The sequence below is a fragment of the Pseudomonas sp. MYb118 genome (genome assembly GCF_040947875.1).
Taxonomy (GTDB): Bacteria; Pseudomonadota; Gammaproteobacteria; order Pseudomonadales; family Pseudomonadaceae; genus Aquipseudomonas.
The window spans coordinates 793914-813687 of the sequence record NZ_JBFRXN010000004.1 but is presented as its reverse complement, the minus strand read 5'-3'; the positions used below and the strand labels follow the sequence as shown (position 1 = coordinate 813687).

The following is a 19774-nucleotide window of genomic DNA, read 5'->3' as shown; positions in this document are numbered from 1 at the left end:
CCAGGATGTGAGTGCTCCGGCGACGAGCAAAGCGACCTGTGACCTCGATGTCACGCACCACCGGCGGATACACGTCAATTTCGTCGCCCTCATATACGCAGGCGTCGATATTCAAATGGCCTTTCGTTTCGAGACTGATCGCCAGGCCAGTCAACTTGCGTGTGACCGGCTTGGCGTCATCAATCAGCCGCTCAAGCTCTTGATACATTTCCTCGGTGATACCGGTGTCCAGCACACCAACCTTGAGCGCGAAGGTGCCCGGCACGCCTTCGGGCACCGTCTTGAACCACTCGATAATCTCGATCAGGTAGCCCAGCGGCTCGACGACGCGACGCAGGGCGCCGATGGTGCCCTTGTGCTTGTGGATGTAATAAGAGGCCTTGATGGCCGCGCGCTTGGTCGCTTCCGACCACCGATAATCCCAGCGATCGACCGACCAGGCCCACGCCAGATGCGGCAGCAAATGCGCCGGACAGGTGTCGGCGTTGTACAAGGTGCGCAATGGGACAATGGTGCGCTCATAAAACGCCGCCTCCAGAGCCCGCTCCAGTTGAGTGCTATTGCTCGGCAGCAGGCTTTTCATGTCGCACCCGCCAGCACCACCGTATAGCCCAAGCAGTAAGCCGCCTGAGCCTTGGTCGGGGCCAGGTCGACCCAGTCGATCAGCTCGACCCGGGAAACGCCGGCAACATGCAACTGGGCGTCAACAGCCGAACGCGCCACCTCCACCCCAAGGCGTTTACGGGGATTGATCCACGCCGCCAGGCGCCGCTTGGCCTCGGCCAGACTGGCGTCGACCTCGGGACCTGCACCGGTCATATGCAACACCGCATCAATGCGGTAGTCGATGATTTGCGCGCCGCGCACCGTCACCCGATCGGCCACCGGCCGGACATCCTCGTCATTCAGCGCCGCATCAACGGTCGCCAGCAGCTCAGGACTGGCCACACCCCTCCCTTCGGAACTCAGTACCGTGACATCCACATAGCACGGCGACGGACTTTCCGCCGTGGCATCCGCCACCAGGCCTGACGCGTTGCGTGCGTGCAGGATGTAGCTGTTACGCGGGCCCGCCGTGGTCAACCCCTCATAGGCCAACTGGATACGCTCGCGATAGGGGTCGTCCAGCTCCATGACCTTGGCCACCGGCGGCACGGCCAGCAGATCCTCCGCCTGGATCACCAGCCGCGGCAAATTGACGTTGGCTCCCAGATGATCCAGATCACTGCGGATGGCATGGGCGAGCAACAGCGCCTTGCCGGCATCATTGACCCGGGCCCGATCGCCGACTTTGTTGTACGCCCCAACCTCCAACAGCTTGGTCACCGGATCACTCTCAAGCGTCGCCGTCCAGTTTTCGCCCATGTAGCTGCGAAAGATGGCCAAGCCCTCTTGATAGGTTTCCTCGAAGTCCAGCGGTTCCAGCACATCCGGCGCCGGTAGCGCCGACAGATCCACGACAGTGCTCATACACTGACCTCCACCACAAAACTGTCGCCCAGGTACTCACCGGCCAGGCTCAACTCGACCTTGCCGCCCAGCACCGACAGCACGCGGACCCGTTCCAGCTTTAGCCGCGACTCCCAGCGCTGCAAGGCGCGGACTGCCTCGGCCTGTACCGAGCTTTTCCAGCCTTCGTTTACCGGCATGTCGACGTAAGAACGTAACTTGCTGCCGTACTCCGGACGGTGCCGGCGACTGCCGAGTGACGTACTCAACACATCAGCCATTGACTGGCGCAGGTGCTCAATGCCGGAGATGGGTTGCCCGGTATGGCGATCCATTCCGATCATTTAAATCACTCCTAGGCTTCGAACTCTTGATGGGACTTCAGGTAGCTAACGGCCTGCTCATCGGACGCCGACACCTCGACGACACCCTTGGCCACTGCCAAGGTGCGCTTGCTGTTCGGGATGATCAGGGTGCGCGAGGTGAAGACCTTGTCGCGAAACATCAGCACCAGATCGCGGGGCGGCGTGGGGCTGTCGACGGGCAACTCGGTAGGCTTGGCCATGTTTTCTCCAGGAATAAAAAACCCGCACAAGGCGGGCTTAGAAAGGGTTTTGATTAATGCGTGTGGTGGTTGTCGCTGTTCCCGGTGGCCAGAATATTGCCGGCACTGGTGATGTCTCCTACCGCGTGCAGGGCGCCGCCCACTTCAACGCCTTCCGTTACGCGTAACGGCCCCTGTATTTCCACAGCAGCGACAAGCTTGATGTTGACCGTGGTTACGGTGACGCTGTCGTCGGTCGTGACCGATTCCGTTGGGCCCACCCTGGTGATCACCTGGCCACTCGGCACGGTGACGGTGTAGCTCTTGGCCTCCCAGTCGTAGACCAGGGAACCGCCATCATCGAAGCGCCAGGTCTCGACGTGGTCGCGGTTATCCGGTTGCGCACCGGCATTGCCGTACAGCCCCGGAATGAACGTCCCCATGCCCGCTTGACCGCTGGGGTTGAACAACACTCCCTGCTCACCAACACTTGGCGCCCGCCAGTGGCGCGCCTTGCCGGCCGCGAGGCTGTGCCAGCGCACCCAGGCACTGGTCCACTCGCCGGCCGACACACGCACCATGGCCGCCGCCAGATCCACGCCAACCACCACACATGGCATCAGCATGGCGGCAATCATCCGATCATGCTCAGCACTGGGGTAGCTCATAAGGCCTCCGGCTGAATCGGACCATCGCCCGGCGCGACGTCAATCACCAGTGTGCCCGGTGGCTCATCTGGCCACGGCCATTCCTCGGCGCCCAGGTAAAGCTGATGGATCCACTCCACCAGCCAGACGGTATAACCATCCAGCTCGGGCTTGGTCCAGTCCTGCATGGCCTGAGTGAACTCAGCCGGCTCCACCGGCAGCCCCCAGGTTTGCAGCCGCAACAGCACGGCCATTTGCGCCGCCAGGTGCGCGGCCTGCTGGCAATGCTTGGGCTTGAGCGGGTCGACAATGATCCGCGCTTCGAAACGACAAATCAGTGTTGTCTCGCCGGTACCGATGTCCGTACCCGGTTCGATTTCCGCCATTTCCAGGAAGACCACCGGCAAGGCGATGCGGTCCTTAATGCTGGGCCACGCCGCCACGGCTTGGATACCTGACAGATTGCTCTGCAGGTGCTGCTCAATCGCTCGGTAGAGCTGATCGAGGCTAAAAGGCTCGTCAGGCATTTGCCGTCCCCTTCAGGTACTTCTGCAGCTCAAAGTTGAACTCTTGCTTGAGGATTTCCAGCAAGCGAGCATGCGCGCGCGTGGTCCATTCGTCGAAGTGCGGTCTTGCCTGCTCCAGCGAGACCTTGGCCTTCGCCAGTGGAAAACGACTGCCGTTTTCCGCGACCCAACCTGAGCTGGCCCCGCCCGCTCCTGACACCGTGCTGTCGGGGTAATCGTCCGCATTGAAATGCTTGCTCGCGGTACGGATCCAGATATCGGACTTGTTGCCGTAGACCTGCTTGAGGAATGCGCCCTGGTATCGCCGCCCGGCAACCGACACACCGTTGCTCGACTGCCGCGCGCGCCCGATCCGACTTGCCTCAATGGCATTGAGGCCGAACCACAACTTGCCGCTCGCGGCACGTCCCGAAACCGGATACGCCCGCAGTCTCTGGCGGACCGCTGCCACGGCAATGCGCTCCTGTCGCCCGACAGCCCGGGCGATGTGCGTACGCAGCCAGCCCAACGTCTTGTTGATCGCACGACGTTGGGCGGCAGCCGCCGCTTTCGGTACCAGCTTGGCGAAGTCCTCGAACGCTTTCAGATCGGTGGCCGATGACTGGATGGTGAGCGTCCCGCCACCGGCCGAGGATTTGTAGTAGCTGCCGACACTCATGCGCGCATCCTCAGGATCAAGGCAACGAGGCCATCTCCGCTGGGCTCCAACTGGAGCAGGTCGTAATCACCACCGCCATCCAGTTCGGGCAGCTCGATGGTGACGAGCATTCCCTGTTCCAGGCCGTGAGAATCGCTGACGCGGATCTCAAAACGCGGCTCGCGCAAACCGGTGTTGAGCCTGCCGATCTTGGGCTGCAGCCAGGGCGCAGCAAACATGCCGAGCACCGGTTCGTCGCGACCCTCGATCCGCGCGGAGTCGCCCAAGGTTTCGAACACCACGGCATCCACCTCGGCGATCAGATCGCGAAAGCCCATGATCAGAGCTCCAGCAGGATCTGAGCCAGCGGACGGGTGCACAGGTGCAGTGGGTTCGACTGTGCTTCGCCGGCCATGCCCTTGTTGAACGGCAACGGTTCGATTTTGCTGTAGTACGGCACACCTTCGGTATTGACCGTTTCCATGTAATCGGCCGGCGCAAACACGGAGATGTACAGGTCAGGCACACCTTCAGGAATCAGCAATGCCTTGTCGTCGTGGACAAAGGTCACGCCGGCAATCTTGCCGCGATAACGCTCCCACACGATGCCGCCGAACTCGAAACTCTCACGGGCATCGCCACGCAACGCCGCCGCCTGCTGACTGTTGAGGTAGGTCTCCTTGACCGACTTGTGGACGATCAGCTTGTTCCAGAAGTTTTTGCCACACAGCGCACGGGAGCCGGTGCTGGTGACGCTGCCGAGTGCATCTTCCTGCAGATCCAATGCCTCACCGCATTTGACCCGCAGTTCCGTATCGGCACTGTTGAGGCCCATGGACATCTTTTTGCGGCTCACGCCGAAAGTTTTGTAGATGTCCAGCAACACCGTGGACCCGTCCGCGTCCAGGATTTGGCCGTTCAACGCGCCCATGCGCTGGAACTCGTGGGTAGCATCGAGCTGCCGGCGTGCTTTGGCCAGGCGCTTATTCACCACGTCCTGCACGGCCTGCAACTCCGACCGCGTACCGAAGGCGCGGATACCCTGGATCTCGTCGGACTTGATGGCGAAGCGTTGAGGCAGGTGCACGGTGTTGAACGGGATCATGGTGCGCTTGGTACCGGCGACCACCAGGCCAGAGGTACCACGCTCACCGGCAGGCACCAACGCGAGGGTGTCACCGTCCTTCTCGATCTGCACGGTCAGGGTGGTGATGCCCTCTTCCTGGAACAGGCCGAGGCTGCTGATCCGGCCCGGCATGTATTCCTGTTCGTTGATGGCGGCGGTCAGCGAAGAAACCGAGAACGCGTCATCGTTAAAAATTGCAATGTCAGCCATGAAGCTATCTCCAGAATGCAAAAAACCCGCAGTGGGCGGGTTCGGTAATCAGGGGTGGTCGTCTTAACGAACGATCAGGTGGTGAGCCGCCAAGGCTTTCTCTGCAGCAGGGTCCAGGCCGGTCAGATGCGCTTCACTGACTTCGGCCAGGCGCACCACCGCGCGGCCACGACGGACAACATCCGATTCGCCCAGCGGGCCGTACAGGATCGCCACGGCAATCTCGCTACCGTCCTCGGCGGTCGGCTCGTATGGGGAAAACTCGCCCGTCAGGCTGACCAGACCGAGGATCTGGCCTGGCTCCAACGCGGGGCCAGCGGCCACGTTGATGGCCTCGCGGGAAATGGTGCCGGCGCCTTCGGAGAGGAGGAACTCACCCGCGTGCATCGGCTCTCGTTGAATAGTCATTTTCTGGCTCCTGATTTGCCGGTATGTGCCGATTGGCGTGCCGACCAGATTGAGGGTTGATCAATTTTTTTGGCTTGAACCTTGGGCGGAGGATCGTCATCGAGCGGCAAACTGCTGTCGATTTCGAACCCTTTGCCACTGCCAACAATCTTGTCGAAAAGCCGTGCACGCACTGCTGCGGCGTCCAGGCCGGCAGATACAAACTCAGCACTGAACTCGGGCAGGCGTGCTGCGACACAGAGATCGTTGATTGCTTTCGCTCGGGCCAAACCGGCCTCGACGATCGCTTCGCTTTCAAGCTTCGTGGAACTCAGCACCGGTGCGACCAGGTTGCTGATCCCCGATTCGGCGCAGCGTTGAGTGATCATCAATGCCAGCTTAGCGGCGTCGACCACGTGAGGCGTTTGCGGCGGATCCACCGGTTCCAATTCCTGATCCGGCTCGGGCGGCTCATCCAGCTGAGCCAACAATTCGGCCGGCGCGTGTTGGTAGCGCTGCAGCACGGCGCCCTGGCCGAGACATGCTTTGACCGTGACGCCGTCGCCGATCTCATCCGCCAGGCCCAAGGCCAACGCTTCGTTGGCAGTGAGCCAGGTTTCAGCGGCGACTAGTCGCCGCAACTCGAACTCATCAATGTCCGGCGCCTTGGCCTTGTAGGCCGCGATGATCGCTTCCATGGTCTGGTCGAGCACGTCGGCCACCTTTCGGAAGTCTTCAGCATCCCCCGCCGCATAGGTCCACGGGTTGTGAATCATCAACATGGCGTTGGAGGCGATCACCACGCGGTGAGCACCGCATACCGCCACGCTGGCAGCACTGGCGGCCAGTGCATCAATCCGGCCGGTGCAGCGTTCGCCCAATCGGGAAAGCGCGTTGTGCATGGCCAGGCCATCGAACAGGTCACCGCCAATGCTGTTGAATGCCGCGATAACCGGCGAGACGCCGTCGTCCATCGCGCGCAGATCCTGTACGAACTGATTGGCGGTGATGCCCCAGGTACCAATCTCGCCGTAGACGAAGACCTCGATCACGCGCTCGGCGGCCTCGCCGCTGGCGTGCAGCGCGTACCAGGTTTTGTCCTGCACCGGCACCTGTTGGCCGGCGCGGTTGTAAATGCGCGGGCGCTTGTTCTTGCTCATGGTTGCTCCTTGGTGTCGTCGGTGAGGACGACTGCGTCGAGAGTGTTGTAATTGAGGCCAAGAGTGGTGGCCCGGGCCAGGTCGGCGGCGTTTTCCGCATCAACCGTTTCCGCGTCGTAACCGGTGCGCAGTACCATTTCGCTGCGAGAAGCGAATCCCGCCTGCACTTCCATCCGTCGGGCCTGTACGTCTTGCACTGGCTGGATGTAGGCCCAGCCTTGTGGCACCCAGCGGGTGCGCAGGTATACGCGGCGACGCTGGGCGTAGTCGTCCAGCTCCAGGGCACCCGACAGCACCGCCATGTCCATCCAGGCGGCGCGTACCGGACGGCAAAGCTGGTGCACGTAAACGGTGAATTGCAGCTGTTCCAGCCGGCGGCGAAACTCGTTGAGCACAACCCGCAAAGCCCGATCGTTGACCTCACGCATGTCGCCGGTGAGGATCTCGTAGGGCGTGCCTGTTCCCGCGGCAGCCGCCATCAGCTGCTGACGCATGAAGTCGGGATAGTTGTTGCCCGCATCCGGGGGCTTGGAGAATTCGACTTCTTCACCTGGCCCCAGCTCCTGCATGGTGCCGGGTTCAAGCGCCACCATCGGCGTGAAGCCGTCACGATCAAGGGTCAACGGTTGGCCGGTCACCGGATCTCGCGGCACGGGCCCAGACTCCGGCGGCGGTCGGCTGATGAAGCCGGCGAAGAGGTTGGCCACCTCCTGGCGGAACAACACCGCGTCATCGTAATTGTCCAGACTGCGCAAGCGCTTGAGCACCGGCGACAAGCGCGGCACGCCGCGCAGTTGACCCGGTTCGACTGGCTCAAAGATGTGCAGCACCTGCGTGGCCGGTACCCTTACCAACTGGTTGTAACCGGCGTTCAATGAAGAAGCGTCACGCGGGTGTGACAAGTACATCCAGTACGCCACTCGCTTGCCGCCCGGCGTGAACTCAATGCCGGCACGAATTACGTTGCCGCTTTTAGTGGACTCATACTTGTCGTGCGGTACGAATTCCGGCGCCAGGATCTGTAGTTGCAGCGGCACCGCCAGCCCTTCGTTCAGGCTTCGAGGTCGCAGTCGAACAAAGCACTCGCCGGAGGTTTCCACCGTGCGCGCCACCAGCGCCTGTTGACCGTTGAAGTCGGTGCGCTCATCGGCGTCCGATTCATCGACCCAGTCGTCCCAAAGCTCCTGCAGCAGTTTGCGCAGCGCTTCGTCGTCTGTCTTGGGCCTAGGCGTGATGCCGGTACCGATCAAGTTGCTGACGCGCTTGTCGATCACGTTGTAGGCATAGGGGTCATTACGCACCGCAGCCCGAGAGCGTGAGCGCAGGTTGCGCAGCGCCGGTGTATTGATGCTGTTGATCCCGTTGTCGGGAGCATCCCAGCCAGTGGACCGACGGCCCTCGCCGGCGCCTTCGTAACTGGCCTTGATGTTCGACGGCAACACGAATCCGTTACGGGTCAGCGTCGGATAGCGAGCCATTAGAGTCCTTTGCCTCCGTGGTATAGCCGAACCGCCCGTGAACGCGGTCCGGCGGCACTGCTCAAGGAGGTGCGAATTTCTTCACGCGCCTTGAGCAGCTCGTCAACAGTGCGGTATTCCACGGTACGATCGGTGTACCGCACGACTTTTTCACCGCGTGCGATGGCAGCCTCAACCGCGTCGAGGTGCTTCTGGGTAAATGACATATCAGCGTCTCTTCAGGTAACCGCTGGTGGAGCTGCGGCGTTGTAGTGGTGCATCGGGTCGCGATTGGGCCACAGGCGTTGCAGGTGGCGGCGCAGGTAGCGACTGACGCGCCGCAACCGGTGCAGGTGTTTCGTCAGCATTGACGCGCTCGCCTTGTACGGGCTTGACGCCCAACACATCGTCGAACAAACCGGATTGAGCCAGCGCTTGGCGTACCCGCTCCCAGTCGTGTTCCTGGTATCGGTTGATGCCCAGGTAATGCGCCATCGCCAGGCAGTACACCATCAGATCGAGCGCTTCGTTGCGCTCGGCCTTTCCCTTGACCCACTCGATACGCTTGTAGCCTTTGACGTACCGCGCGACCTTGCGCTCGGCCACGCACTGGGCGAAGAACTCGTCCGGTAGGTCGTTGGCAAAGTGCAGAGAGCCGGGTCCGTGCTCGAAGGCGTAGCGGTTGTAGATCCAGTCCTTCGCGGTGTCGGTACCGACAAACCAAAGCTCGGCGCCGCCGCGCTCGGTCTGCCCTTTCCACGTCACATCAACCATGGATGGCCGCTGAGCGATCACCGGCTTACCGGGCTTGCTCGCCCCCTTGAGCGCGAACACATTGCGCCAGCGCCGCACGCGGCAGAACTGGTACACCTCATCGGTGTGGTGACCGCCAGAGTCGACGCCCGTCGCCAGGATCGCCAAGGCAACACCGCAGGGATGCCGATATCGAGCCTTCAGCTTTTCGTCCAACACCTCCCAGGTACGTTCATCGGCAGGGTCGCCCCAGATCACCTGGTGATCGACCACCCAGCGTTCCATCCCAACACCAAAACCCATCACCATCAGCTCCAGGCGGTTTGCCTGGACGTCGACGGCGCCGGTCAGCATCAGCACGCCCACCGGCATACTGCCCAGGGTGTAGTTCTCCAGTCGTGCCCGCGCGATCAGCACTTCAGCCTTGGTCTGCTCTTGCGCGCTGTCCCACACCTTAGCGAGCCGGGTGTTATAGAAAACCTGCATCAGGCCCATGTCGCCCTTGGCCTGGGCCTTCTTGGCGTCTTCGAACTCCTCGGCAAGCGAAGACCAGTCCTTCCAACCAATCGGCGAGTAGAGGGCATTCAGGTGGAAACCCACCGTCTTGCCATCGCCGCTGCCATGGGCACGCCACTCGCCACGGGCGAGCATGTCGGTCTTGTGATGCTCCTCGATCAGGACGTCACATTCAGGCGCCGCGCACTGGTAGTGAACCGTGCGGTAGTCATTGCTGTAGAGCAGCTGCTCCCATTCCAGCACCTGCATGTGTCCGCAGGATGGGCATGGCACGTAGAAGTAACGCTGATCACTGGATTCGAACAAGTCCGCGATGCGCGAGGCACCCTTGATCGTCGGCGAGCTGGAGAAGTAGATCTTGGCGTTGCGACCGAAGTTGGTGGCCCGCGTCTCCGCCAGCACGATGGGATCACCTTCCTGACCCACATCGTTCTCCCAGCGGTCTACCTCATCGCCGTAGATGTAACGGGCCGACAACTCCGACAGGTTGGCCGCAGAGCCCGCCGTGGTGACGTACAAGGCGCCGCCCTCAAACTCCTTTGTATCCATGGTGTTGCGGGCATCCCGCGAGCGGCTGGCCGCCACACGTTTCGCCAGTTCCGGGGTGGCCTTGATCGTCTTGCTGATCCGTCCAGAAACCCGCTTAGACAGGCTCAGACTGGGCAACAGCGCCAGGATGTTGGACGGTGCCATGTGGATCAGGCCACCCATCCAGTTCAATGCGATCTGGGTTTTCATCAGCTGCGAGGCCACCATGGTGATGACTCGCCGGCACGGGTGAGCCGGTGACAAGCAACGCATGGGCTCGCGAGCGTACGGTGTCCGATCAGTACGGTACTGGCCGGGCTCAGGGGCGCCGGTGTCTCGTGGGATGCGCATGAACTCGTCGGCCCACTCGTCGATCCAGAGGTCTGGGTCAGGACGTAGCCCACGGAAATACGCCTCACGGTACGCACGGTCACCGTCAGGAAATTCCGTGGTCATAAGTCAGCTCGTTGTCATTGCTCGTTCAAGGTCGGACGAGGACATGCGCTCAGCCTCTTCCAGTGATTTACGGAGTGTCGCCGCCAGGTGTTTCTCGATGTCCCAGGGATCGGTCATGGTTGCTACCTTGTGCGACAGCTGGGGCAGCAAACCGAATAACTGGTCCCGCAGATGGCGCCCCGCGTTGTAGGCTCCCAGCTCCACAGCATCCCTGGAAACCAGCGAGCCCTGCGCCTTGTGCAGCTCGATCTCGGCCAGTTGTGCCAGGTTGTGTTCGCGCATGGCGCGAGCCCTCTGGAAGTCGTGCCCCTTGACGGTAATGGGCTGCTGCGGCGCAGCCGTGTTAGTCGGCTCGACCAGGGGGGACAGTTGCCTGTAAACGTCACGCTGGATCCGGTCCTGCTGGTGTCGAGCCGCGACGGCGGCCTTGCTTGGGTCGGCGGTTTCGACAATCAGCGCTTCGGTTGCCAGCACGTCGACCATCTTGCCGTCCGGCGACAGGACCAGGCGGTTGTTACCTTTCAGCCAGGTGATGTAACTCGGCGTCCTGCCGATGCGGGCCGCGAAGGCGCTTTTAGACAGGAAAAGTGGATCCGTCATAAGCCCTCCTTTTCAACGGCTTTTCAATGGAAACCTTTCAATTTCAATGGATTGAATTTCAGTAAGCTGGCAGCCCATTCGCTAACGCTTTCCCGCGGGTTTCCGACCCCGTACCCCCTGAAATTTGCCAGGGTCCCCGGCCCTACCCAGCGGCGACCGGGCCACACTGGCAACACCGTGTGGGTGCCTTCTCTTGGTAACGGCCCGTAGCAAGCGCCATGCTCAACGCCCGCACCAGGACTTCCTTGGGGGTTTCCTCCAAGGTCTTCTCCCAGTAATGTCGCGCACGCATAAAATCGAAATCTCGACGCACTTGCCTGTCGATGCAGCCCAATACTTGCTCCCAGCTTTGGGGGCTTTTTTTCTCTTGTTCAGGAGTCAAGGACATGACCACCTCCAACATTCAAAAATTTGATGAGATCACCGGACGGGTCTTTGGTGCTCTCTATGAAAATTTCCCGGTAGCCAGACATCTGTTGATCGAAGACTTCCTTGAAGACGGGTTTTCTTACGATGAGGCCGCGCTGGGTGACTTTCCCAACCAGAATGGTGAGTTTTTCTTCGCATGTGTCGAGTGGCTGGCAGAGGCGGGTTATCTGCGCTTTAACGAGAAACTGCATGACTCAGGGTTCGACCGAGTGGTTCTAACCGCAAAAGGCCTTGAAGCCCTCAAGGCTGTTCCCTCAAGCCTTACAGTAGGTCCATCTCTGGGCGACCAACTCGTTGATGCCACCAAAAGCGGAACCAAGAGCATCGTGGGCAGCCTAGCGGGCGAGGTACTGTCGGTGGGCTCCCGCTTCGTAGCCACCCACTACTTTGGGTTACCGAGTTAAATCATCCCGACACAAAGCGCTCCGCCATCCAAATGGGCCGTCTTACTCGGTATCAGGGTGACTGGGTGGCGGCGCTTCGCAGACACCCAACCGCTTGGCAGCCCAGCGTTCGTAGAGACCGATGGCGACATCGGCGCCAGCCATTGCCGTGAGGCAACCCAAGGCGCCCGCAGTCCAGATCGTCATACCGGCTGCAATCATCAACATCATCGCCGACACGCCACAGACGATGCAGGCACCGGAGCGCAACGCCAGGCGCCGCAACAATGCCCAGCCACGCGCGCCGTCTTTATCGGCTCGCCACATTTCACCCGACACTCCCCCGACCAGGGCCAAGAGGATCACTAACCAGATCGGCATTTCAGCCAGCGCCTGCTGTTCATTCGTCATGTTTCGTCCTTATGGATTGAGCCGTACGCCGGAAAGTAAAAACCCCGCCGAGGCGGGGTTGGTGACCGGCTCAGGGAGGGCCGGGTGAAGCAGCACAGCACGTGCGAGGTCAGCGCCAAGGCGCAAATTCCATATCGTGGGGACTTTTTACCCCTCTCCGGAAAAACCGAAAAGAGGTCATTTTCGGTAGGTCAACAAACGACATGTAAACGACCACAATACGACCACAATACGACAAAGTACCCCGACGAACGGTAGCTAGCACGCCCGAGCACGCCTACTCGTTGATGCACGGGTCAGGTTGGTTTCGAGCGCACCACTGCGGCGATCAAGCCCCCGGGTCGTGGCGCTGCGAACCGTAAGGATCAATTGCACCTGCTGATGCAGACGATGAACCCAGTTCCGATACGTCCGGTCAGCATCGACAGGAAGTCCGAGTAACTGCAACTGAGCCCGAACCGTGTATGCCGGCTGTGGCAAATAGCGATTACGAGCCAAGGTCGCGAGCCGAGCCCCTTTCTCTGATTGACGCTCGAGCTGCGCAAGAGCCGCTGCAACCTCTGTTGCAACATGATCCATCCCACCACCTGCCGCCATCAACAGGTCCCGCGAGCCAGGCGTACCGCGTGGCGCGCTGCCACCCCACTGCATGATTGTAGCCATCGGGCTGCCCAACCCAGCGCCATCGCCGACCTGGCAGTGCTGGCGCGCCCAATGCAACATCAGCTCTTCAATTTCCTCGATCATCGTTCCTCCCCCCGAAAAACCGAACCCGACACAGAAAAACCACTACTCAACACAAACCCAACACAAATAAATCTCTTTAAAATCAATATGTTTGATAACTTTGTGTTGAGTGTGTTGAGTGTGTTGGGTTTTGTTGTCCTCGCATAAGAAAAAAATCTGCCCATCGTCGTCGCTGCAAATAACGTCACGCATGCGCGCACGCGACGCCAAACCCAACACACCCAACACAACAGCCGGAAACCCGCAGAAATAAAGGCCTCAAACTGTGTTGAGTTGCAAAAACCAACCCGACACACACCCGACACACCCAACACACTTTTAGGCGCAGTCATGCGGCAGCCGCCTTAATGTGGTCCCAGTTGTCCACATTCCAGCCTGCGAGTTTCGCCCTGGCCCGCCAGTCGACGACCATCGCGCCCAGCACGGCCGACTTCAGTGATGGGGGCGGGGAAGCATCCTGATCAACAGGAAAGAAGAACGCTCCAAACTTGCGATTGTTGCCATCTGTCCAGGGTATAGAACGCGTCTTTTCCACTTCGGAATTGATGAACAGCGAGAACTTGGTCTGACTCATGACGTGTTCTTTGTTGCGCTGACACCACTCAAGGAACAGTGAGTAAAGATCGGTGGAGAGACACGGCCCCCACAACCCCTGACCCAGCTCGTTGTATTTCCATAAGTGCAGGAATGTCTGCCAGCCAGCCCTACTCAGGGCCACCAGACGTTCGCGGGCGTCGGTGGAAGGCGGGCGTGTGCGCTGATTGAAGTCACCCAAATCAACCGATAGCAGCCAGCCATACAGGGCTGCAACGCCACCCTGCTCCAACTCCTGACCGATGGCTTTCTGGCGGTCGACCGGCAACGTCTCCAGCGGCCAGACCACCAGCATTCGGCGGTCGCTGTCGCTGATCGGCCACGGCATGATCTCGTTGCTCAGGAAGACTGCGTTCATATGGTTGGATTCCTCCCAGCCATTGATGAACTTGGATTCCATGCGGACCGTTTTGCCGGTGACCAGGTGTTTGATCTTGCCGACCTGGTTGTAGCGCTGATCGCGACTCACAACCTCTTCGAACACCGCCCACAACTTGCGGCTTTGCCAAGCGTTGAAATTGCTCTCCAGCTGGGTCTGCCCGACTGTCGCGGCGTACTGACCATACAGCTTGCCCAGGGTATCGGCGAAAAACAGACTCTTACCCGACCCCTCCATGCTGGAGTGCATCAACACTGCGGTATCCATCTTGGCGCCGAGGTGTTGCAACGGATAGGCCAGCCAGCGAGTCAACCAGAGCGCTGCATTTTCATCATGGTTGCATAGGAACGAGATCAGCCACCGCAGGTTGGCGCATGCCGCATCGTCCCTGATCGGCTCCAGGGGCAACCCGTCAAAGGTATTGATGTATACCGCTGGATCTTTGGTCATCGTCGGGTCAAAGACGATGTGGTCCACGTCCACGGTGCGGCGCTCGCTGCTGTTCAACCACAATGCATAAGCGTCACCCAAGGCCATTTTCACTGCACCCTCAGCAACACGCCGCTTCTTCTCGCGATCCCATACGTCTTTCGTGCCGTCGATGTAGACATAACGCTCAGTCGGCGGCATCCCGAAGGCACCGCCTTTTTTGCCCGCCATTCGCCGTGACTGCTCGATGTCGCGAACATGGTCATCGGAAATCAACTTGCGCCGCTCGGTATCTTCCAACCACTGCTTTGCCAGAGGCTTACCGACACGCGCCTCGAAGGCCGACTTCTTCATTACCCGCGACTGGTCAAAGTCCCATACATGCGTGGTGCCTTCCACCAGCGCAAATCGCCGAAGGATGTGTTCAAACGTCAACGCCTCCCCCGCACCCCCATCAGGCGCAGGAGCGGCCTCGCGGGCTTCGTCGGGCACAGAGCCCGGCTCGCTCGAGTCACAAGATGGGGTCGGGGGAAGATCACGCGGATCCGGGCGCGATGAATGCTGCATACCCAACAATCGCGCCGCATCTTTCACCGCCCGCGACTGATCGCCACCGTGCTGCAACAAACAGAACACCTCGAAGGCATCGTTCTGATGGCCGTTCGCGAGCGGATCAGCGCCGTGGTGGGAGTAAACCTTGCCGTCGTCGCTGACCGTTACACCCGGCATCCCGGTGCTGCTGTGCGGATACAGCCATTTACTGCCGCGCTTGATGTAGTCGTGCGCGCGCAACAGCTCTTCAACGTCATGACTGCGATTGAATTCATCAATAACCGATGGCTTGCCTGCGGCAGGCGGTGGACGTTTGATGACTTTCGCCGGAGGTGCCTTCGGTTTTGGTGCCCAAGGGCACGCAGCCTCAGCATCGCGCTTGAAGATGTCCCAATTGTTCCAGATCTTCAGCAACTCAGGCGCAAGCACCGGCAAGCCATCGACAGTGTTTGGTGGCGTGCGCCAGGTGTAAGGTTTGCCAGTGCCTGGGTGAATAGATGGCGGCAACACGTCCTGCACCAACCCACCACGCAATTCGAACACGGTGATGCGCTGATACTCGTCGGCTTCGGCACGCGCCTCGGCCTCGCCTACTGCATCACCAGCATCCTTCGCTGCCTTGGCCTTTGCGGTCAAAGCCTTGTGGATTGAACCATCAGGGTCTTTTTCATTGGGCCACGCAAGTGCAACTCGGCTCAATTCAACGCCATTAGGAACGCGGAACATAATGCGAAAGCGCGCCGGGTTGCCAACTACGGTCGGAAACACCAGCGCCATTGCATCAAGATCAATGCCCAGCAGGTCATACAGCACGTGCCTGGCCCACTGGACATCATCGACATCCAGAGAGCAGACGCCGCTCGGCCCCAAAACCACACCGAGGTTGTGCCGAGGTTTTTTTTCCCAGAACTGGGCCGCTTTTATCGAATCAGTGAAGTAGCCACCCGGCTTGTTCCACCCTTTCCCCTTCGGCCCCTTTTCACCGGGCTCGATCGGGACCAGTGCCAAACCAAATGTGTCGATATAGAACTGAGCCCAATCCGAAGTGGGCAATCGGTCTGTGTGATCAGTCACTTATGGCGCTCCCGCAGCTCCTGGCAACTGACGCAGGTCGCACAACCCGCGACCTTCTGCTGACGAAGCAACGGGATAGCTTCATCGCAATCCTCGCAGAACTGCGCGCTGACGGCGCATGTTGGGCGCTGGCGGCGCGCCAATGCCACTTGAAGGAAGTACTCGGCCTGATCGTTGGCGATATCAATAACGTCAGTCATCTTGACGGCCCTCCATCGCTTCCCTGGCCCCGGCCATGATGCCCAACACCGCACGGATGACGTCATTGCCGTGCTTTTCCAGGCATTCAACTTCGTGAGGCTCCCAGACGTTGTCGGCAGCACCTTCGTGCATGCTGGAAACAAACAGACCGGTCTGGTGCAGCACCTTGCTGACCGCCAGCAAAGCTTCCTTGGTCGGCGCCGCCGCTTCCGGCTTGTACCAGACCATGCCGGCAGGCCGCATCAGGGCATCCAGCAGCAAGGGATTTGCTGTCAGGCGAATCACCTCTTCCAGCTCATCAGGATCAAGCCAGCGGCGCTCTTCGTCGTGCTTCAGCTTCTTTTGGAGGGTGTCGTAATCAATGACCATGTCCAGTGCCAGGGCAGTCACACCGCCCCGATAATCATGGCCGGCCCGGTAAAGGGCTTTGCGTAGCGAAAGGACCGGGCCTGCACCCGGCAAAAGATCTGTGCGACTCATAACCGTAAATCCCCTATTTACGGTGTGGCCGTAGAGTCAAACACGCTCTATTCTACGACCACGACCGATGTTCATGTGCTGGGCATCGTTTCAGCCGGCCCGGGGAATCTTTTGGTGAGAGGTCCCGGACCGGCGCCTACGCAACGAGCTGCATGTACCCGTGCAACTCGTCGCAGCCGGCCTGGCATTTCTTTGGTGAGAGGTTTCAGGCCGGTGTTTCATGTGGTGGTGCGTTATGTGCTGCGTATTACCACCGCTGGGCTGGGGGATTCTTATGGTGAGAGGCCCCAGCCCAGCATCCCTTCAGGCTTTAGGCTCAATACCCCCAACCTCTTTAAATTCGACGTACAAGCGTTCAATCGCCTTTCCAGTTACATATCGAACGTCTGCACCTTTCGCGGCGCGATTGATAGTCGGCTGCGTTGTTCCCACGCGCTCCGCAATAACTCGCTGGGATAAACCAGCCTCCAGCAACTCCGCGAGCATTTCTTGGATAGTCATTTCATTCACCGATGCGCCTTCGCATTGAGCGCAACAATACACAAACGTATTGATTCATTCAATACAATCTTCGATACGTTTATGAATCAAGGGCAAAAAAAGTGATTGGTGACCGCATCACTCAACGCATGGCCGAATTGAACCTGTCCGAGGGTGAGCTCGGTCGACGCTCCGGCGTTCCTCAGCCCACAATTCATCGGATCGCTACAAACGCCGTAGCCAGTCCTCGCCACGCGAACGTTGAAAAGATCGCTAAAGCTTTAAAGGTCAGCAGCGATTGGCTGTGGAAAGGAGGCAGCCAAAAAGAGAAGAACCCCACTTCTCCAGAAACCAATGTTGACCCGGGTCCGGCCATCAAAGGATATGTTCCATTGATCTCTTGGGTGCAAGCCGGCGCCTGGTGCGAAATATCGGATGTACGTACGCTGGATGACGCTGAGCGTTGGCTGCCATGCGCTGCCTCTCACAGTGCCCAGAGCTACGCCCTTAGAGTTCGCGGCCTTTCGATGTTCAACCAGCACGAACGACGATCCTTTCGAGACGGGGATATCATCTTTGTTGACCCAGCCAAGGACGCCGAGAACGGCTCTCTTGTCATTGCTAAGCTGACGGATAGCCAGGAGGCGACATTCAAACAGCTGGTCATAGAAGGGAGCCGCCGATTCCTAAAGCCCCTGAACCCAGCTTGGCCCGACCCGATAATCGAGCTTGAAGACGACGCGACGATTTGCGGTGTTGTCTTCTCGAAACTTGAGATTTTTTAATACACTTCTTCAATTCAGAGCCCGCATCGACGCGGGTTTTTTTGGGATACGTCCAAAATCAATACATATAGGTATTGACTGTGTCGATACGGATTTGTATCGTTCGCCTCGTACACCTCTCACCAAAGAGTACGAGCCATGCAAACGACACAGCACAGCAACACCCGCTGTCCGGTATATCTGCACCCATCTGCGTGCAGTAGCCGGGCCGCCGTAGAAGCCATCCAGCGCCGCACCGGCCTGCTGGTGATCACCACACTCAAAGGCCGCACCGAGGCCATCCAAGCTTCCAACACTGCTACCGCCGATAACAGCCCCTCGCCATTCGGGGGTGACGCAGCATGAAACTAATCCTTATTGGCCTTGCTGGCCCCGCCCGCTCGGGAAAATCGACCGCCGCCGATCACCTGGTACGCAACCACATGCTGGAGCAGTACGCGTTCGCCGACCCACTGCGCTCCGGGCTGATGGAAATCTTCAACCTCGACCCGGATGATTTCGAGGGCACGAAGAAGGAACAGCCATTGGACTGGTTGGGCCGCTCACCGCGCGAGTTGATGCAGTCGATGGGCACCGAGTGGGCTCGCCAAATGGTGCACCCAGACGTCTGGGTAAAGCTCGCCGAGCAGAACCTCAACTACCTGCAAAACTCGCTATCCGGCCTGGTGGGCTTCGTTGTCAGCGATGTCCGCTTTGAGAACGAAGCCGACCTTATTCGCCAGCGCGGCGGCGCCATCGTTCACATCGCCCGTCCAGATGCGCCACCGGTTAATCCCCATGCCAGCGAAGCCGGCATTCAGCCCAAGCCGCTCGACCTGATTGTTCGGAACACCAGAGACCGAGAGCATCTACGGTGCCTGATCGACGACTGCGTTGCAGTGATACGTCGCCGCAACCTGGCCGAGACAGCTGCCTGAGGACGAGCCATGAACCGCACCCTGGACGAAACGGCCGCAGTGCTCGGCCTCAAACCCCGGAAGTTTCGCGAACAACTGCGCGCGCTCCGCGTACTGTCGCAAAGCGGCGACCTGGCCAGCCACCACCGTGGCGGCGGCAATCTGTTTTCAGACCCGCGCAGCGTCCAGATCGGGACTACCAACCGCTACAAACACTACGCAGTGGTGATGGTCACCGAGGCCGGCGTGCAATGGCTGGCAAAGAAACTGGACATCGCCATCACGCACAAGGACGCCGCAGCATGAAGACCAATTACTTCAACGCTTACACGCAAGCCCTCGGCGCCTTGCGGCTGATTCCAATCTATTTGGACAGCCCGGGCGTGGTCAGTCGCGCCACCCTTATTGGTGCCGCAAGCGAAGCCATTGATCTGCTGGACAGCATGCCTTGCCGCACAGTGGAACTCGCCGAGGCCTTTCGCTGCGTCAACGGCGTGATTCAAGAAGGCCAGACGGCCTACGTCACCCCAACCAACTCGCCCGAGTTTCCCTTCGGCGCTGTCGTCGCTGATGAAAAAGGTCAGATCTGCGCCGCAGCCAGGGGCAAGAGCAAAGAAGGCCTCGCCGAAATGATCCGCCTCAAGTTGCTGCCCCCATCGGAGGGGATTGGGGAGGACGCTGCGTGAGCAACACCATCGACCAACTGAGGAAGGAATGGGCGACACCATGCCCAACGCTATCGGCCATCCGCGAGCGTTACTTCTCCCACATATCAAGCGATCGGTACCTGCTACGCCGCATCAGCGCTGGGCGTATCGAGTTGAAGGTCACCCGCCTAGGGGGAGCGGGAAACAAAGGCACAGCTGTTGTTTACCTGCATGACTTGGCCGCTTACCTCGACGCGCAAGCGGCGAAGCAAGCGGCTTGATTCAACGGT

27 protein-coding genes are annotated in these 19774 nt (G+C 59.8%); 6 read left to right on the top strand and 21 right to left on the bottom strand.

From position 1 onward, the window contains the following. The 15 genes from ABVN20_RS29875 to ABVN20_RS29805 all read right to left on the bottom strand — a co-directional run. A partial coding sequence (locus tag ABVN20_RS29875; protein WP_368559402.1) for a phage tail protein I occupies window positions 1–583 on the bottom strand: 583 nt, incomplete at its 3' end. Continuing rightward, a complete protein-coding gene (locus tag ABVN20_RS29870) occupies window positions 580–1470 on the bottom strand; it encodes a baseplate J/gp47 family protein (RefSeq protein ID WP_368559400.1) in 891 nt (296 codons plus the stop codon). The genes ABVN20_RS29870 and ABVN20_RS29875, both read right to left, overlap by 4 nt. Then, complete coding sequence (locus ABVN20_RS29865; RefSeq protein WP_368559399.1) at window positions 1467–1793, bottom strand: GPW/gp25 family protein; 327 nt, start codon at window positions 1791–1793, stop codon at window positions 1467–1469. Before ABVN20_RS29865 ends, ABVN20_RS29870 begins: the two co-directional genes overlap by 4 nt. Window positions 1794–1804: 11 nt before the next feature. Next, window positions 1805–2014, bottom strand: a complete 210-nt coding sequence (locus ABVN20_RS29860; RefSeq protein ID WP_368559398.1) for a hypothetical protein — start codon at window positions 2012–2014, stop codon at window positions 1805–1807. A gap of 53 nt (window positions 2015–2067) precedes the next feature. Next, window positions 2068–2661: a phage baseplate assembly protein V gene (locus ABVN20_RS29855; protein WP_368559397.1), complete on the bottom strand. Its 594-nt coding sequence runs from the start codon at window positions 2659–2661 to the stop codon at window positions 2068–2070. Continuing rightward, complete coding sequence (locus ABVN20_RS29850; RefSeq protein WP_368559396.1) at window positions 2658–3167, bottom strand: hypothetical protein; 510 nt, start codon at window positions 3165–3167, stop codon at window positions 2658–2660. The genes ABVN20_RS29855 and ABVN20_RS29850 overlap by 4 nt, the downstream gene beginning before the upstream one ends. After that, entirely contained in the window at window positions 3160–3825 is a 666-nt protein-coding gene (locus ABVN20_RS29845; protein ID WP_368559394.1) for a hypothetical protein, read from the bottom strand. Before ABVN20_RS29845 ends, ABVN20_RS29850 begins: the two co-directional genes overlap by 8 nt. Then, window positions 3822–4142: a hypothetical protein gene (locus ABVN20_RS29840; protein WP_368559393.1), complete on the bottom strand. Its 321-nt coding sequence runs from the start codon at window positions 4140–4142 to the stop codon at window positions 3822–3824. Before ABVN20_RS29840 ends, ABVN20_RS29845 begins: the two co-directional genes overlap by 4 nt. A gap of 2 nt (window positions 4143–4144) precedes the next feature. Beyond that, window positions 4145–5140, bottom strand: a complete 996-nt coding sequence (locus tag ABVN20_RS29835) for a major capsid protein (protein WP_368559392.1) — start codon at window positions 5138–5140, stop codon at window positions 4145–4147. 63 nt (window positions 5141–5203) lie between these two features. After that, window positions 5204–5548: a head decoration protein gene (locus ABVN20_RS29830; RefSeq protein ID WP_368559391.1), complete on the bottom strand. Its 345-nt coding sequence runs from the start codon at window positions 5546–5548 to the stop codon at window positions 5204–5206. Next, window positions 5545–6687, bottom strand: coding sequence for a head maturation protease, ClpP-related (locus tag ABVN20_RS29825; protein ID WP_368559390.1), 1143 nt, complete (start codon window positions 6685–6687; stop codon window positions 5545–5547). The genes ABVN20_RS29830 and ABVN20_RS29825 overlap by 4 nt, the downstream gene beginning before the upstream one ends. Then, entirely contained in the window at window positions 6684–8165 is a 1482-nt protein-coding gene (locus ABVN20_RS29820; protein ID WP_368559389.1) for a phage portal protein, read from the bottom strand. The genes ABVN20_RS29825 and ABVN20_RS29820 overlap by 4 nt, the downstream gene beginning before the upstream one ends. After that, window positions 8165–8371 carry a phage head-tail joining protein gene (locus ABVN20_RS29815; protein WP_368559388.1) on the bottom strand — a complete coding sequence of 69 codons (207 nt, stop codon included), beginning with the start codon at window positions 8369–8371 and terminating at the stop codon, window positions 8165–8167. Before ABVN20_RS29815 ends, ABVN20_RS29820 begins: the two co-directional genes overlap by 1 nt. A gap of 1 nt (window position 8372) precedes the next feature. After that, window positions 8373–10397 carry a phage terminase large subunit family protein gene (locus ABVN20_RS29810; protein ID WP_368559387.1) on the bottom strand — a complete coding sequence of 675 codons (2025 nt, stop codon included), beginning with the start codon at window positions 10395–10397 and terminating at the stop codon, window positions 8373–8375. Window positions 10398–10400: 3 nt separating this feature from the next. Next, window positions 10401–10997: a terminase small subunit gene (locus tag ABVN20_RS29805; protein ID WP_368559386.1), complete on the bottom strand. Its 597-nt coding sequence runs from the start codon at window positions 10995–10997 to the stop codon at window positions 10401–10403. A 386-nt stretch (window positions 10998–11383) separates the two neighbouring features. Here ABVN20_RS29805 and ABVN20_RS29800 point away from each other — a divergent pair, with 386 nt between their 5' ends. Then, on the top strand, window positions 11384–11830 hold the full coding sequence (locus tag ABVN20_RS29800; protein ID WP_368559384.1) for a hypothetical protein: 447 nt from the start codon (window positions 11384–11386) through the stop codon (window positions 11828–11830). A gap of 42 nt (window positions 11831–11872) precedes the next feature. Here ABVN20_RS29800 and ABVN20_RS29795 read toward each other — a convergent pair whose 3' ends face one another. The 6 genes from ABVN20_RS29795 to ABVN20_RS29770 all read right to left on the bottom strand — a co-directional run bounded on the left by ABVN20_RS29795 (window position 11873) and on the right by ABVN20_RS29770 (window position 17177). Further along, the gene (locus ABVN20_RS29795; RefSeq protein ID WP_368559382.1) at window positions 11873–12220 is read right to left on the bottom strand and encodes a phage holin family protein; all 348 of its coding nucleotides are present in this window, start codon (window positions 12218–12220) and stop codon (window positions 11873–11875) included. A 258-nt stretch (window positions 12221–12478) separates the two neighbouring features. Further along, on the bottom strand, window positions 12479–12967 hold the full coding sequence (locus ABVN20_RS29790; protein WP_368559381.1) for a hypothetical protein: 489 nt from the start codon (window positions 12965–12967) through the stop codon (window positions 12479–12481). A gap of 328 nt (window positions 12968–13295) precedes the next feature. Next, window positions 13296–15995, bottom strand: a complete 2700-nt coding sequence (locus ABVN20_RS29785) for a bifunctional DNA primase/polymerase (RefSeq protein WP_368559380.1) — start codon at window positions 15993–15995, stop codon at window positions 13296–13298. Continuing rightward, window positions 15992–16195, bottom strand: coding sequence for a TraR/DksA C4-type zinc finger protein (locus tag ABVN20_RS29780; RefSeq protein ID WP_368559379.1), 204 nt, complete (start codon window positions 16193–16195; stop codon window positions 15992–15994). The genes ABVN20_RS29785 and ABVN20_RS29780 overlap by 4 nt, the downstream gene beginning before the upstream one ends. After that, complete coding sequence (locus ABVN20_RS29775) at window positions 16188–16676, bottom strand: phage regulatory CII family protein (protein ID WP_368559377.1); 489 nt, start codon at window positions 16674–16676, stop codon at window positions 16188–16190. Before ABVN20_RS29775 ends, ABVN20_RS29780 begins: the two co-directional genes overlap by 8 nt. 303 nt (window positions 16677–16979) lie before the next feature. Continuing rightward, window positions 16980–17177: a hypothetical protein gene (locus ABVN20_RS29770; RefSeq protein ID WP_368559376.1), complete on the bottom strand. Its 198-nt coding sequence runs from the start codon at window positions 17175–17177 to the stop codon at window positions 16980–16982. A gap of 101 nt (window positions 17178–17278) precedes the next feature. On the opposite strand from ABVN20_RS29770, the gene ABVN20_RS29765 reads away from it, so the two are divergent. The 5 genes from ABVN20_RS29765 to ABVN20_RS29745 all read left to right on the top strand — a co-directional run bounded on the left by ABVN20_RS29765 (window position 17279) and on the right by ABVN20_RS29745 (window position 19765). Next, window positions 17279–17941 (top strand): LexA family protein, encoded by a 663-nt coding sequence (locus tag ABVN20_RS29765; RefSeq protein WP_368559375.1) that lies wholly within the window; start codon window positions 17279–17281, stop codon window positions 17939–17941. A gap of 341 nt (window positions 17942–18282) precedes the next feature. Beyond that, entirely contained in the window at window positions 18283–18858 is a 576-nt protein-coding gene (locus ABVN20_RS29760; protein ID WP_368559374.1) for a deoxynucleotide monophosphate kinase, read from the top strand. 9 nt (window positions 18859–18867) lie between these two features. Next, a complete protein-coding gene (locus ABVN20_RS29755) occupies window positions 18868–19143 on the top strand; it encodes a hypothetical protein (protein ID WP_368559373.1) in 276 nt (91 codons plus the stop codon). Then, window positions 19140–19523 (top strand): hypothetical protein, encoded by a 384-nt coding sequence (locus tag ABVN20_RS29750; RefSeq protein ID WP_368559372.1) that lies wholly within the window; start codon window positions 19140–19142, stop codon window positions 19521–19523. Before ABVN20_RS29755 ends, ABVN20_RS29750 begins: the two co-directional genes overlap by 4 nt. Beyond that, the gene (locus ABVN20_RS29745) at window positions 19520–19765 is read left to right on the top strand and encodes a pyocin activator PrtN family protein (protein WP_198131988.1); all 246 of its coding nucleotides are present in this window, start codon (window positions 19520–19522) and stop codon (window positions 19763–19765) included. Before ABVN20_RS29750 ends, ABVN20_RS29745 begins: the two co-directional genes overlap by 4 nt. Window positions 19766–19774 lie beyond the last annotated feature (9 nt).

What these genes read in the sequence shown, in the direction of transcription:
- ABVN20_RS29805 (WP_368559386.1), bottom strand. Translation starts at nt 10,997, where the DNA reads ATGACGGATCCACTTTTCCTGTCTAAAAGCGCCTTCGCGGCCCGCATC.
- ABVN20_RS29750 (WP_368559372.1), top strand. Translation starts at nt 19,140, where the DNA reads ATGAAGACCAATTACTTCAACGCTTACACGCAAGCCCTCGGCGCCTTG.
- ABVN20_RS29830 (WP_368559391.1), bottom strand. Translation starts at nt 5,548, where the DNA reads ATGACTATTCAACGAGAGCCGATGCACGCGGGTGAGTTCCTCCTCTCC.
- ABVN20_RS29770 (WP_368559376.1), bottom strand. Translation starts at nt 17,177, where the DNA reads ATGACTATCCAAGAAATGCTCGCGGAGTTGCTGGAGGCTGGTTTATCC.
- ABVN20_RS29780 (WP_368559379.1), bottom strand. Translation starts at nt 16,195, where the DNA reads ATGACTGACGTTATTGATATCGCCAACGATCAGGCCGAGTACTTCCTT.
- ABVN20_RS29840 (WP_368559393.1), bottom strand. Translation starts at nt 4,142, where the DNA reads ATGGGCTTTCGCGATCTGATCGCCGAGGTGGATGCCGTGGTGTTCGAA.
- ABVN20_RS29845 (WP_368559394.1), bottom strand. Translation starts at nt 3,825, where the DNA reads ATGAGTGTCGGCAGCTACTACAAATCCTCGGCCGGTGGCGGGACGCTC.
- ABVN20_RS29820 (WP_368559389.1), bottom strand. Translation starts at nt 8,165, where the DNA reads ATGGCTCGCTATCCGACGCTGACCCGTAACGGATTCGTGTTGCCGTCG.
- ABVN20_RS29850 (WP_368559396.1), bottom strand. Translation starts at nt 3,167, where the DNA reads ATGCCTGACGAGCCTTTTAGCCTCGATCAGCTCTACCGAGCGATTGAG.
- ABVN20_RS29865 (WP_368559399.1), bottom strand. Translation starts at nt 1,793, where the DNA reads ATGATCGGAATGGATCGCCATACCGGGCAACCCATCTCCGGCATTGAG.
- ABVN20_RS29760 (WP_368559374.1), top strand. Translation starts at nt 18,283, where the DNA reads ATGAAACTAATCCTTATTGGCCTTGCTGGCCCCGCCCGCTCGGGAAAA.
- ABVN20_RS29815 (WP_368559388.1), bottom strand. Translation starts at nt 8,371, where the DNA reads ATGTCATTTACCCAGAAGCACCTCGACGCGGTTGAGGCTGCCATCGCA.
- ABVN20_RS29800 (WP_368559384.1), top strand. Translation starts at nt 11,384, where the DNA reads ATGACCACCTCCAACATTCAAAAATTTGATGAGATCACCGGACGGGTC.
- ABVN20_RS29870 (WP_368559400.1), bottom strand. Translation starts at nt 1,470, where the DNA reads ATGAGCACTGTCGTGGATCTGTCGGCGCTACCGGCGCCGGATGTGCTG.
- ABVN20_RS29775 (WP_368559377.1), bottom strand. Translation starts at nt 16,676, where the DNA reads ATGAGTCGCACAGATCTTTTGCCGGGTGCAGGCCCGGTCCTTTCGCTA.
- ABVN20_RS29755 (WP_368559373.1), top strand. Translation starts at nt 18,868, where the DNA reads ATGAACCGCACCCTGGACGAAACGGCCGCAGTGCTCGGCCTCAAACCC.
- ABVN20_RS29790 (WP_368559381.1), bottom strand. Translation starts at nt 12,967, where the DNA reads ATGATCGAGGAAATTGAAGAGCTGATGTTGCATTGGGCGCGCCAGCAC.
- ABVN20_RS29825 (WP_368559390.1), bottom strand. Translation starts at nt 6,687, where the DNA reads ATGAGCAAGAACAAGCGCCCGCGCATTTACAACCGCGCCGGCCAACAG.
- ABVN20_RS29810 (WP_368559387.1), bottom strand. Translation starts at nt 10,397, where the DNA reads ATGACCACGGAATTTCCTGACGGTGACCGTGCGTACCGTGAGGCGTAT.
- ABVN20_RS29795 (WP_368559382.1), bottom strand. Translation starts at nt 12,220, where the DNA reads ATGACGAATGAACAGCAGGCGCTGGCTGAAATGCCGATCTGGTTAGTG.
- ABVN20_RS29835 (WP_368559392.1), bottom strand. Translation starts at nt 5,140, where the DNA reads ATGGCTGACATTGCAATTTTTAACGATGACGCGTTCTCGGTTTCTTCG.
- ABVN20_RS29860 (WP_368559398.1), bottom strand. Translation starts at nt 2,014, where the DNA reads ATGGCCAAGCCTACCGAGTTGCCCGTCGACAGCCCCACGCCGCCCCGC.
- ABVN20_RS29855 (WP_368559397.1), bottom strand. Translation starts at nt 2,661, where the DNA reads ATGAGCTACCCCAGTGCTGAGCATGATCGGATGATTGCCGCCATGCTG.